Below are 12709 nucleotides of genomic sequence, written 5' to 3' on the forward strand. Positions count from 1 at the left end.
CTGCCGACGGCATCGACCTGACCTCGGACAGCGCTGTCCCGATGCCCGCACCGCACGACCGACATTCCGCCGACCTCCCGATGCATGCCAGGGCCGACGGCGATCACGGCACTCATCCGAGCTGCCCCTGCGCCTCGGTGAGGGCTGCGGAGCTCGCGTCCGCGGGCTTCGCCCGCCCGAAGAGGACGTCCTCCATGTGCCTGCCGAGGGCGTCGTTCACGGCGCTGCCGCCCGGAGGGGTGATCACCGGGGACTCCCCCAGTTCGTCGGCGATGGCCTCGATGAAGTCGACGGCCTTGAGGTCGGAGTCGGTGAGGTCGCCCTCGATGGCCTTGCGCACCGTGAGGTTCGCAGGGACACCGCGCTCGGCCAGGAGGATCTTCCCGGCCTCGTTCGAGTTCACGAGCCAGTCGACGAAGGCCGTGGCCGCCCCCTGCTGCGCGGACCTGGCCGCGACCGCGAAGTACATCGAGGCCTTGTACCAGAGCTTCACATCAGCCGCCTTCCCGGTCATGGACGGCATGCGGAGCACCTTGACGGTGCCGCCGAGCGCCGTGTCGTTGCTGACCACCTGGTTCGACCACGCGAGCTGGAGACCGCACTTGCCGGTGGCGAACAGCGTCTGGTCGACGGACTTCCCGGTCTCCTCGACCGCGACCGAGGCACCGGGCGCGGCGCCGGTGCTCTGCAGCTCGAGGGCGAACTCCATCCACTGCTGCAGCTGCTCGGCGGTGAAGCCGAGTCCGTCGTCGGTGAACTTCTCCGCTCCGAGCTGGCGGAGGTAGACGCTGAGCGCGGGATCGCCGGCGGCACCGAGCTGCTGGACGCCGAAGGTCCCGTCGGGCGTGCCCTTGGTGATCGCGGCGGACATCTCGACGAGCTCCTTCCAGGTCCAGGAGCCGTCGTCGGGCATGTCCACTCCCGCCCCATCGAAGACGTCGGGGTTGGCGAGCAGCACCGGGGCGTTGACGCCCGCGTTGAGGGCGAAGAGCCCGTCGTCGACCATGCCAGCGTCCAGGGCCGACGGATCGAACTCGGAGGTGTCCACGTCGGTGTCCTTGAGGTCCAGGAGGATGCCCCTGCTGGAGTACTCGCTGAGGTACGACTCGTCCATCTGGATCAGGTCGGGCACGTCCCCGCCGGCCACCTGGGTGGCGAGCTTGTCCCAGTAGCCCGACCAGTCCGTGGGCTCGTCCGAGATACTCATCTCGGGGCGTGCGGAGTGGTATGTCGAGATGGAGTCGCGCGTGGCCTTGTCGCGCACCGTGTTGCCCCACCAGGCGAAGCGCAGAGTGCCGGAGTCGGAGGCGCCGGAGCCGCCGGAGGAGCCCCCGGGAGCGTTCGGACCGCAGGCGGCGAGGCCTCCCAGGCCCGCCAGAGCCAGGGGCACTGCGAGGACGGTTCGACGTGAGGGCATGGCGATCTCCTTCGATCTTCGCCGCCGAGTGCGGCTCTGCTGATGATCCACGTGAGCGACGGGCGTTCGGGGCGCCAGCGCAACGACCGATATCGCCGCCGCGAGGACGTGGGAGCACCTCCGCCGGGAAGCGCTCTCCCACTAGACACAGGAGTCCGCTCACCGGATCGAGCACGAGCGTAGGCGCAACTCTGAAACGTGTAAAGCTGTCGATGCCGAATCGTGACAGCGGCCCGCTCGCCACGAGCGCGCGCAAGATCAGGGCGGCACCACTCGGGGCTCGCCGGCAGCTCGTCCATGAGCTCCCCCGGCTTCAAGGACCCGGCCCAGAACCTCCACAGCACTCCCGACCCCTCGTGGAGCCCGTGGGGCGGCATCACGCAACCACACCCAGCGGGGGCAGGTGAAGCGGCACGGCGTATGCACGCGGAAAAGGGTTGTGGCTCGTCACCGCGCTCCACCCGAACCCACAACATAGGTTCGGGGAGCTGCTCGTGACGAGCCACAACCCTCATTCACAAAGGAATGTCCGGCGGCGTCCTACTCTCCCACACCCTCCCGAGTGCAGTACCATCGGCGCAGAAGGGCTTAGCTACCGGGTTCGGAATGGAACCGGGCGTTTCCCCAACGCTATGACCGCCGTAACACCACGAGACACCACCAGCCCACCACACCCCCACTATCGGAGGATGCGCGGGGTTGTTTCCCGAGAACCACACAGTAGACGCGAGCACAGCACACAATTCTCAAAATTTGTGTTGATAAGTCATCGGCCATTAGTACCAGTCAGCTCCACACATTACTGTGCTTCCACATCTGGCCTATCAACCCAGTCATCTCCTGGGGGCCTCCCACACCACAAGGGTGCACGGATATCTCATCTTGAAGCAGGCTTCCCGCTTAGATGCTTTCAGCGGTTATCCCTTCCCGACGTAGCCAACCAGCCATGCCCTTGGCAGAACAACTGGCACACCAGAGGTCAGTCCATCCCGGTCCTCTCGTACTAGGGACAGGTCTTCTCAAATATCCAACGCGCGCAGCGGATAGGGACCGAACTGTCTCACGACGTTCTAAACCCAGCTCGCGTACCGCTTTAATAGGCGAACAGCCTAACCCTTGGGACCAACTCCAGCCCCAGGATGCGACGAGCCGACATCGAGGTGCCAAACCATGCCGTCGATATGAGCTCTTGGGCAAGATCAGCCTGTTATCCCCGGGGTACCTTTTATCCGTTGAGCGACACCCATTCCACAATGAGGTGCCGGATCACTAGTTCCTGCTTTCGCACCTGCCCGACATGTCTGTCTCGCAGTCAAGCTCCCTTGTGCACTTACACTCAACACCTGATTGCCAACCAGGATGAGGGAACCTTTGAGCGCCTCCGTTACTCTTTAGGAGGCAACCGCCCCAGTTAAACTACCCATCAGGCACTGTCCCTGATCCGGATCACGGACCGAGGTTAGGAATCCAGAACGACCAGAGTGGTATTTCAACAACGACTCCACACGAACTAGCGTCCATGCTTCCCAGTCTCCCACCTATCCTACACAAGCCGTCCCGAACACCAATACCAAACTATAGTAAAGGTCCCGGGGTCTTTCCGTCCTGCTGCGCGTAACGAGCATCTTTACTCGTAATGCAATTTCGCCGAGTTCGCGGTTGAGACAGTGGAGAAGTCGTTACGCCATTCGTGCAGGTCGGAACTTACCCGACAAGGAATTTCGCTACCTTAGGATGGTTATAGTTACCACCGCCGTTTACTGGGGCTTAAATTCTCAGCTTCGCACCACAAGGGCGCTAACCAGTCCTCTTAACCTTCCAGCACCGGGCAGGCGTCAGTCCGTATACAGCGTCTTACGACTTCGCACGGACCTGTGTTTTTAGTAAACAGTCGCTTCTCCCTGGTCTCTGCGGCCCTCACAGCTCTCACTGCTCAGGCCCCCCTTCTCCCGAAGTTACGGGGGCATTTTGCCGAGTTCCTTAACCACGATTCTCTCGAACGCCTCGGTATTCTCTACCTGATCACCTGAGTCGGTTTCGGGTACGGGCGACCGTATTCGTCACGCCGGAACTTTTCTCGGCAGTACAGGATCACTCACCTACGCCCATACGGGATCCCCATCACGTCTCACCCCATACGGCACCGCATTACCGGTGCGCGGGCTGCACGCTTAGACGGACTATTCCATTAAGTCCGCGGAAGCTACCTCACTGCGTCATCCCATGCGCTGACCTACTACATGCTTGGTTCCCAGCCTCACCCCCACCCACATCCCGAAGGACATGGAGGAGACTCGGGTGGTTAGCATCACACGCCTCGGTATGGGTCCTCCTACGATCGGTTCGGGAATATCAACCCGATGTCCATCGACTACGCCTGTCGGCCTCGCCTTAGGTCCCGACTAACCCAGGGCGGATTAACCTGGCCCTGGAACCCTTGATCAATCGGCGGACGGGTTTCTCACCCGTCTTTCGCTACTCATGCCTGCATTCTCACTCGTGCAGCCTCCACCACTGGGTTACCCCGCAGCTTCACAGTCTGCACGACGCTCCCCTACCCACCCCGGCAAAAACCGGAGTGACACAGCTTCGGCGGTGTACTTGAGCCCCGCTACATTGTCGGCGCAGAATCACTTGACCAGTGAGCTATTACGCACTCTTTCAAGGGTGGCTGCTTCTAAGCCAACCTCCTGGTTGTCTCAGCAACTCCACATCCTTTTCCACTTAGCACACGCTTAGGGGCCTTAGCTGATGTTCTGGGCTGTTTCCCTCTCGACGATGAAGCTTATCCCCCACCGTCTCACTGCTGCGCTCTCACGTACCGGCATTCGGAGTTTGGTTAAGGTCAGTAACCCGGTGGGGCCCATCGCCTATCCAGTGCTCTACCTCCGGCACGAAACACGCAACGCTGCACCTAAATGCATTTCGGGGAGAACCAGCTATCACGAAGTTTGATTGGCCTTTCACCCCTATCCACAGGTCATCCCCTCCATTTTCAACTGAAGTGGGTTCGCGCCTCCACGCGGTCTTACCCGCGCTTCACACTGCCCATGGATAGATCACTTCGCTTCGGGTCTAGAGCCGGCGACTGAACGCCCCGTTCAGACTCGCTTTCGCTACGGCTACCCCACACGGGTTAACCTCGCCACCGACCACTAACTCGCAGGCTCATTCTTCAAAAGGCACGCCGTCACCCCGTAAGGCTCCGACGGATTGTAAGCACACGGTTTCAGGTACTATTTCACTCCCCTCCCGGGGTACTTTTCACCTTTCCCTCACGGTACTTGTCCGCTATCGGTCACGAGGTAGTATTCAGGCTTACCAGGTGGTCCTGGCAGATTCACACCGGATTTCACGGGCCCGGTGCTACTCGGGAACAGCGTCACGCCACACACCACTTTCGTCTACGGGAGTCACACCCTCTACGCCACCGCACTCACCACGGCTTCGACTAGCAGCATGCCAAACGTCGACCCTCCGGCAGAAGAATCAGACACGTCCCAACAACCCCGAACCTGCAACCCCTGCCGGGTATCACACAGATCCGGTTTAGCCACCTCCGCTTTCGCTCGCCACTACTCACGGAATCACTATTGTTTTCTCTTCCTGTGGGTACTGAGATGTTTCACTTCCCCACGTTCCCTCCACACCACCTATACATTCAGTGGCGGGTACCAGAGCATGACCCCTGGTGGGTTTCCCCATTCGGACATCCCCGGATCACAGGTCGGTTGTCACCTCCCCGAGGCTTATCGCAGACTCCTACGTCCTTCATCGGCTCCTCGTGCCCAGGCATTCACCGTGCGCCCTTGAAGACTTAGGCAACACAAAAAATATCACAAAGACACTAAAAATTGCTTACAAGATGCTCGCGTCCACTATGCAGTTCTCAAAAAACAACCCCACACCACCACAACCCACCAACCGGCAGATCATGACGGGGAGGACCAGCCACACACCCACACCCCCCACAAGAGGGGCAGGGCTGCGTGCAGCCTCAAAACCCAATAGCGTGCCTCCACCTCAAACCCACCAGCCAGACCATCCGTTCCATCCCCCGAAGAGGAGTACTACGACAGCCACACGACCAGCGAGCGAAGCGCCCATCCGTTGATGTTCCACCCATGAGCAACCACCCCCACCACGAACGGGCAGGCAAGCGGCCACCAATACTGGTGATGCTCCTTAGAAAGGAGGTGATCCAGCCGCACCTTCCGGTACGGCTACCTTGTTACGACTTAGTCCCAATCACCGATCCCACCTTCGACGGCTCCCCCCACAAGGGATGGGCCACCGGCTTCGGGTGTTACCGACTTTCGTGACTTGACGGGCGGTGTGTACAAGGCCCGGGAACGTATTCACCGCAGCGTTGCTGATCTGCGATTACTAGCGACTCCGACTTCATGGGGTCGAGTTGCAGACCCCAATCCGAACTGAGACCGGCTTTTTGGGATTCGCTCCACCTCACAGTATCGCAACCCATTGTACCGGCCATTGTAGCATGCGTGAAGCCCAAGACATAAGGGGCATGATGATTTGACGTCGTCCCCACCTTCCTCCGAGTTGACCCCGGCAGTCTCCCATGAGTCCCCACCATCACGTGCTGGCAACATGGAACGAGGGTTGCGCTCGTTGCGGGACTTAACCCAACATCTCACGACACGAGCTGACGACAACCATGCACCACCTGTGCACCAGTCCAAAGAAGGCCACATCTCTGCAGCTGTCCAGTGCATGTCAAGCCTTGGTAAGGTTCTTCGCGTTGCATCGAATTAATCCGCATGCTCCGCCGCTTGTGCGGGCCCCCGTCAATTCCTTTGAGTTTTAGCCTTGCGGCCGTACTCCCCAGGCGGGGCACTTAATGCGTTAGCTACGGCGCGGAAAACGTGGAATGTCCCCCACACCTAGTGCCCAACGTTTACGGCATGGACTACCAGGGTATCTAATCCTGTTCGCTCCCCATGCTTTCGCTTCTCAGTGTCAGTAATGGCCCAGAGACCTGCCTTCGCCATCGGTGTTCTTCCTGATATCTGCGCATTTCACCGCTACACCAGGAGTTCCAGTCTCCCCTACCACACTCTAGCCTGCCCGTACCCACCGCACGCCCGAGGTTGAGCCTCGGGTTTTCACGGCAGACGCGACAAGCCACCTACAAGCTCTTTACGCCCAATAATTCCGGACAACGCTTGCGCCCTACGTATTACCGCGGCTGCTGGCACGTAGTTAGCCGGCGCTTCTTCTGCAGGTACCGTCACTCTCGCTTCTTCCCTGCTGAAAGAGGTTTACAACCCGAAGGCCGTCATCCCTCACGCGGCGTCGCTGCATCAGGCTTTCGCCCATTGTGCAATATTCCCCACTGCTGCCTCCCGTAGGAGTCTGGGCCGTGTCTCAGTCCCAGTGTGGCCGGTCGCCCTCTCAGGCCGGCTACCCGTCAACGCCTTGGTGAGCCACTACCTCACCAACAAGCTGATAGGCCGCGAGTCCATCCCCCACCGAAAAACTTTCCAACACCCACCATGCAGTAGGTGCTCATATCCGGTATTAGCCCCGATTTCCCGAGGTTATCCCGAAGTGGAGGGCAGGTTACTCACGTGTTACTCACCCGTTCGCCACTAATCCAGCCGTGCAAGCACGGCCATCATCGTTCGACTTGCATGTGTTAAGCACGCCGCCAGCGTTCGTCCTGAGCCAGGATCAAACTCTCCATCAAAAAATGAAAAACTATAATCCCGACAAAACAAACGACTAGCACATTCATATAAATCTGCTACATCATCCGTCATGCCAAAACAAAAAATTTGGCATCAACAAACAGACACGCTATTGAGATCTCAAACAACACGCGCACTCAAAGATCCGCACCCATCCGGGCCTTCTCTCCGAGGCAACCCCTAAAGCTTAGGAGCAATCGGTTCTCCATGTCAACTCGGCACCCTGTGATCTGGGCTACCACCGAAACTGACTATTGAATTAACCGGAGCACCCGAACCCATCCGAGAAACCAGAAACACTGTTTCCGATCCCCCGAACCTGTCGGCCGGGCACGAGGTAATAACTTACGCACCCCGAGCCCCCACGTCAACTCCACAGCCCCAGGTCAGAGCGTGTTCTGCACCACGTGACGCAGGGTGCTCGGGGTCGTTCGTGCGTGACGTGACCTCAGGGAGCCGTCACACGCTCGGCGCGGGCCCCGTCCGTCGGCCGCTCGCGGCATCGTGCGCCTTCGTGGTCCCGTCCCTGCGCCAGCGGCGCATGACGCCGAACTTGGTGACCGTCGCGATGACCATCGAGCCGCCCAGGATCACCGTCTGCACGGCGGTGGGGGCCTGGGGCCATGCGCCGTCGAGCAGCAGCAGCGCGCCGGCGCTGAGCGCCCAGGTGAGTGCGAGGAGGGCGAGCCCCTGGAGCTGGTGCCACAGGGCACCCTCGCGCTCACGGATCCCGAAGGTCCAGGAGCGGTTGGCGCTCGTGTTCACGATGGTCGCGACCAGCAGCGCGAGGATGTTCGCCGCCTGGGCCCCCATGCCGAGCAGTCCGTGCAGGGCGGCGAAGCCCGCGAGATGCAGCAGCGTGCTCGCGACTCCCACCGCGGCGAAGCGGATGACCTGCCCACCGGTCTGGCCCGAGGGCATGGTCCGCCCCAGACGCGCGCGGATGCCGTCGATGCCGAGCTCTCCCGAGCGCAGCGAGCGTCGGACCCGCAGCACGCCCCGGATGTCGTCGAGGGCCGTCCCCACCACGTCCACCCGGGAGTCCGGGTCGTCGTACCAGTCGACGGGCACCTCGTGGATCCGCAGCCCGGTGCGCTCGGCGAGCACCAGGAGTTCGGTGTCGAAGAACCAGGCGGGGTCCTCGACGAGAGGCAGGATCTCCCGGGCGACGTCGGCCCGGATCGCCTTGAACCCGCACTGGGCGTCGGTGAAGCCGGCTCCCAGTGCGACCGAGAGCCCGGCGTTGTAGCAGCGGGAGATGAACTCGCGCTTGGTCCCCCGCACCACCCGCGACGAACGGTGCAGCCGGGTGCCGATCGCGAGGTCGGAGTGCCCCGACATGAGCGGCGCGATGAGAGGCCAGAGCGCGTCGAGGTCCGTGGAGAGGTCGACGTCCATGTAGGCGAGGACTAGCGCGTCCGACGCGGACCAGGTGGCTTTGAGCGCTCGCCCGCGGCCCTTCTTGTCCAGGTGCACGGCGCGCACGCGGTCGGGCTTGCGCTCCTCGAGGTCGGCGGCGATCTCCCGGGTGCCGTCGGTGCTGCCGTTGTCGGCGACCGTGATCCGGAACGGGTACGGGAAGGTCGAGCGCAGGTGGCGGTCCAGGCGCTCCACGCACGCCTCGATCGTGTGCCGCTCGTTGAGGACCGGCACCACCACGTCCAGCACCGTGGTACCGGGCTCCGCACTCACCAGAGGTCGGGCCTGAGGCAGGTCCTCGGGTGTGTGCGCCGAGGGATCGTGGCTCCCGGAGCGGGTACCGCGGGCGCTGTCGGCGCGCCCGGCCCCGGCGGAGAGGCCGCCCGTGCTTCGTGCGAGGTCCAGGGTCATGACGCCTCCTGGGTGCTGGTGGAGCTGGAGACGGGCTGGGTGAGGTCGTAGAACGTGGAGTCGCCGATGGTGACCTCCTTGTAGTTCTCGCTCGCCCACTCGACGATCTCGCTCGCGGAGTCGGAGCCGCCGTTCTGCTGGCCGAAGCCGCTGCTGGCGAGCAGGTAGTGGATCTGGCCGTCCTCGACGTACTGCTGGAACTGCTCGAGGGTGGGGCTCGGGTCGGATCCGTTGAACCCGCCGATGGCCATCACGGGCTCCTCGGTCGCCAGCTGCATGCCCGCGGCGCTCTGGCTGCCGACGGCCGCGGCGACCCAGGTGTACTGATCGGCGTCGGCGGTGAGGGCGTCGACGACGTCCTGGTCGGGCTCGGTGGCATCGAGCAGGCCGCTCATGCCGCCGCCCCCGCCTCCGCCGGGCCCGCCGCCCATGGCGCCTTCGGCTCCGCCGGCCGACGGCATCTGGCCCTGCTGGGTCTGGCCCTGCTGGGACTGGGAGGACTGGCCGGGAGGTGTGCCCATCCCGCCCTGGCCGTTCTGGCTCTGGCCGGTCTGGCTCTGGCCGGTCTGGCCCTGCCCGGTCTGCCCGGTCTGCCCGGTCTGGCCCTGGCCGCCGGGGAAGCCCTGGCCTCCGCCGGGCCCGCCCTGACCGCCGCCCTGGCCTCCCGGGCCTCCGCCCATGCCGCCGGGGCCGCCGCCCATGCCGCCCATGCCGCTGGAGACCGTCGGCCCCGCGGTGATGATCGAACCGGTCTTGGCCGTGGTCACGGTGCTCACCGCGTAGGCGGCCTGCCCGGCGCCGGCGCTCACGATCGCGCTGGCCAGCAGGGCCGCGAGCAGCGCCCTGCCCATCCGGTGGGCGAAGAGCACGCCGACGGCGGCGAGGATGCCGGTGGCGAGGACGAGGATCGCGAGCCACTGCCCGTACTCCGTCTGCCGCTGCAGGAGCACGAAGCCCCAGATGCCTGTGGCGAGCGCGGCGAGCGCGAGGCCGATCCTGGCGAGCCAGGTGCCGCGGCGCTGCCACAGCTCCCCCGCTCCGGCGCCGACCATCGCGGCGATCGCCGGCGACAGGGCCACCGTGTAGTACTGGTGGAAGATCCCGGCCATGAAGGAGAACGTCAGGAAGGTGGCGAGGAACCAACCGCCCCACACCATGTGGGAGGCGCGGCGCATGTCGGTGCGCGGGGCGCGTCGGCCCATCCACAGCGCGAGCACCACGAGGATCAGCGCGGCGGGGATCAGCCAGGAGATCTGACCGCCCAGGTCCGAGGAGAAGAGCCTCGCGAGGCCGGTCTCCCCGGAGGAGGGTCCGCCGCCGCCCACGGATCCGGTCTCCTCGCCGTTGATGCGGCCCAGGCCGTTGTACCCGAAGGTCAGCTCGAGGAACGAGTTGTTCTGGGAGCCGCCGATGAAGGGCCGCCAGCTCTCGGGCACGAGCTCGACGATCGCGACCCACCAGCCGCCGGCGACGACGAGCGCCCCGACCGCGGCGAGCAGCCCCAGCACTCGTCGGCGCCAGGTGGTCGCGGCGAACAGCATGAAGGCGAGCCCGAAGAAGGGCACGACCAGGAACGCCTGCAGCGTCTTGGTGAGGAAGCCGAAGCCGATGAACACGCCCACCAGGGCCATCCAGCGGATCGAGCCCTTCTCGATCGCGCGCAGGGTCGCCCACGCGCCGAGCGCCATGAGCATCACCAGCAGCGCGTCGGGATTATTGAAGCGGAACATAAGCACCGCGACCGGGGTGATCGCCATCGCCGCACCGGCCACGAGGCCCGCGCCCACGCCGAAGTACCTCTTCACCGTGCGGTCCACGAGGAGCACGGTGCCGATGCCCATGAGCACCTGCGGCAGCAGGATCGCGATCGTGTTCAGCCCGAACATGCGCACGGACAGCGCCATCAACCACAGCGAGGCCGGCGGCTTGTCCACGGTGATCGAGTTCGCCGCGTCGGAGGAGCCGTAGAAGAACGCCTTCCAGGACTCCGATCCCGCCTGCACGGCCGCCGAGTAGAACGAGTTCGCGTACCCGTTGGCGCTGAGGTTCCAGAAGTACAGGACCCCGGTCGCCACGAGCAGACCGAGCAGCGCGAGGCTCGCCCGCGGTGACTCGTCCAGGAGCCTCCTGCGCACGGCCTCGAGCCGGTGCGGGGGCTTCCCGGTCGCCGCGCCCGGGCTCGCCGCCCCATCGGCGGCGGGCGTCGTCCGATCGTCTGGTGAGGACCCGGGGCTCGAACCGTCCCCGGTCCGCTTCTCATCTGTGGTGGTCATGGCGGGAAGACTTCCGGCCGGGCCTATGGATCTGCTGTGCCCCGGGCATGGTGCGCGTATGTGCCGAGCGCCTCACCTCACCGCCCGGCGACAGCACGGTCACAGCGGATCCATAGCCCCGCGGGCGAGCGTCGTGGCATGGACATGATCGACACCTCGATGACCGCCTCCGTCCACATCGTGCAGGAGGCCGCGCAGACGACGACAGAGCAGGCCCTCGCCGACCCGTCCCCCGAGCCCACGACCTCTCCCGCGCGAACTCCCGTCGCCTGGGCGGGTGCGAAGCCCGCCATCGGCGCGGCGCTCGCGGTCTCCCATGAGCAGCGCTCCGAGGAGCCCCGTGCGGATCGCGCGTACCGGCACCGGCGCACCCTCGAACCCTGAGTCCCGGAGCTCGTCGCCCCGGCGGGCTACGCTCGCCTGAGCCGCACCCCGCCGAAGGAGACGAGATGGCCCTGCACGAGTTCACGTTCCCCTCCCGCAACGGACGCGACGAGATCCATGCCTGGATCCACGTCCCCGTCGTCCCCGCGCGCGCCGTCGTGCAGATCGAGCACGGGCTCGGCGAGCACTCGCGGCGCTATCAGCGGCTCATCGCGCGTCTCCTGGATGCGGGGATCGTGGTCGCGGCCGACGACCATGCCGGTCACGGGGCCACGGCCGTCGCCTCTGGCGTCTGGGCGGACACCGGCGAGGACGGCCTGAAGACCGTGATCGCCGACGAGGAGACCCTCCGCGAGAAGGTCACCTCGATGTTCCCCGAGCTGCCGTACGTCGTCTTCGGCCACAGCTGGGGCTCGATGATCGCCCGCGCGCAGGCCGCGCGGCACCCGCAGGGCCTGGCCGGATTGGCGCTCGGCGGGATCGCCGCCGGGATGCGCTCGATGCGGACGTTCGACCGCCACGCCCTGGACCGGGCGATCGGCGCGGGCGACGGCGCGAGCAGCGGCGAGTCCTTCCTGCCGAGCCTCTTCGACGGCTTCCTGGACCGCTACGACGACGTGCGCGGGCCGACCGACTGGGTCGCGCGCGACCGCGACGTGGTGCGCGACCACGGCTCCGACCCGCTCAACGGCTTCGGGACGCCCATGTCCCTGCGCTTCGTCCGGGACTTCGTGGGGCTCTACGACGAGGCGAACGCGCCCGAGTGGGCCGCGCGCATCCCCGGCGGCCTGCCCGTGCTGATCCTCTCGGGAGACCAGGATCCCGTGGGCGGCTTCGGCGAGGGCCCGTACGCCGTGGCGACCGCGCTGGCCGAGTCGGGGACGCGCGATGTCACCACCCGCGTGTACACGGGCTTCCGCCACGAGGTGCACAACGAGCCCGAGATCCGCGACGAGGTCGCGGACGAGATCGTCGCCTTCGTGGAGAGTGTCGCCGGCTGACGACGCTCCGCAGCCTGCGGGAACGCACGAGGGCGCCGCTTCCGTGCAGGATGCGGCGCCCTCGTGCAGGTGGCCGTCGGCCCGGAGACCGGT

The 12709-nt window shown here is 64.8% G+C and carries 5 protein-coding genes and 3 rRNA genes; 2 read left to right on the top strand and 6 right to left on the bottom strand.

What is annotated here, in order from left to right; all coding sequences use genetic code 11:
* Positions 1 to 112: 112 nt before the first annotated feature.
* From Bra3105_RS09035 to Bra3105_RS18495, 6 genes are all read right to left on the bottom strand, one after another.
* The gene (locus Bra3105_RS09035) at positions 113 to 1417 is read right to left on the bottom strand and encodes an extracellular solute-binding protein (RefSeq protein ID WP_228359542.1); all 1305 of its coding nucleotides are present in this window, start codon (positions 1415 to 1417) and stop codon (positions 113 to 115) included.
* Between the two features lie 527 nt (positions 1418 to 1944).
* Positions 1945 to 2061: ribosomal RNA gene (gene rrf, locus Bra3105_RS09040) — 5S ribosomal RNA — on the bottom strand.
* 113 nt (positions 2062 to 2174) lie between these two features.
* A 23S ribosomal RNA gene (locus Bra3105_RS09045) occupies positions 2175 to 5241 on the bottom strand.
* A gap of 365 nt (positions 5242 to 5606) precedes the next feature.
* Positions 5607 to 7127 (bottom strand): 16S ribosomal RNA (locus Bra3105_RS09050).
* Together the 16S, 23S and 5S rRNA genes form the textbook arrangement of a ribosomal RNA operon.
* 460 nt (positions 7128 to 7587) lie before the next feature.
* A complete protein-coding gene (locus Bra3105_RS09055; RefSeq protein ID WP_228359543.1) occupies positions 7588 to 8958 on the bottom strand; it encodes a bifunctional glycosyltransferase family 2/GtrA family protein in 1371 nt (456 codons plus the stop codon).
* Entirely contained in the window at positions 8955 to 11231 is a 2277-nt protein-coding gene (locus Bra3105_RS18495; protein WP_267062393.1) for a glycosyltransferase family 39 protein, read from the bottom strand. Before Bra3105_RS18495 ends, Bra3105_RS09055 begins: the two co-directional genes overlap by 4 nt.
* Positions 11232 to 11369: 138 nt before the next feature.
* Here Bra3105_RS18495 and Bra3105_RS09065 point away from each other — a divergent pair, with 138 nt between their 5' ends.
* Both Bra3105_RS09065 and Bra3105_RS09070 read left to right on the top strand, forming a co-directional pair.
* Positions 11370 to 11615 (top strand): hypothetical protein, encoded by a 246-nt coding sequence (locus Bra3105_RS09065; protein WP_200503295.1) that lies wholly within the window; start codon positions 11370 to 11372, stop codon positions 11613 to 11615.
* A 65-nt stretch (positions 11616 to 11680) separates the two neighbouring features.
* Positions 11681 to 12616, top strand: a complete 936-nt coding sequence (locus Bra3105_RS09070; protein ID WP_228359544.1) for an alpha/beta fold hydrolase — start codon at positions 11681 to 11683, stop codon at positions 12614 to 12616.
* The last annotated feature ends 93 nt before the right edge of the window (positions 12617 to 12709 follow it).

Origin of the sequence: Brachybacterium halotolerans subsp. kimchii (assembly GCF_020792675.1) — a bacterium.
GTDB classification, from domain to species: domain Bacteria; phylum Actinomycetota; class Actinomycetes; order Actinomycetales; family Dermabacteraceae; genus Brachybacterium; species Brachybacterium halotolerans.

Coding starts and splice junctions, on each gene's coding strand:
- Bra3105_RS09035 (WP_228359542.1), bottom strand. CDS start 1,417: ATGCCCTCACGTCGAACCGTCCTCGCAGTGCCCCTGGCTCTGGCGGGC.
- Bra3105_RS09055 (WP_228359543.1), bottom strand. CDS start 8,958: ATGACCCTGGACCTCGCACGAAGCACGGGCGGCCTCTCCGCCGGGGCC.
- Bra3105_RS18495 (WP_267062393.1), bottom strand. CDS start 11,231: ATGACCACCACAGATGAGAAGCGGACCGGGGACGGTTCGAGCCCCGGG.
- Bra3105_RS09065 (WP_200503295.1), top strand. CDS start 11,370: ATGGACATGATCGACACCTCGATGACCGCCTCCGTCCACATCGTGCAG.
- Bra3105_RS09070 (WP_228359544.1), top strand. CDS start 11,681: ATGGCCCTGCACGAGTTCACGTTCCCCTCCCGCAACGGACGCGACGAG.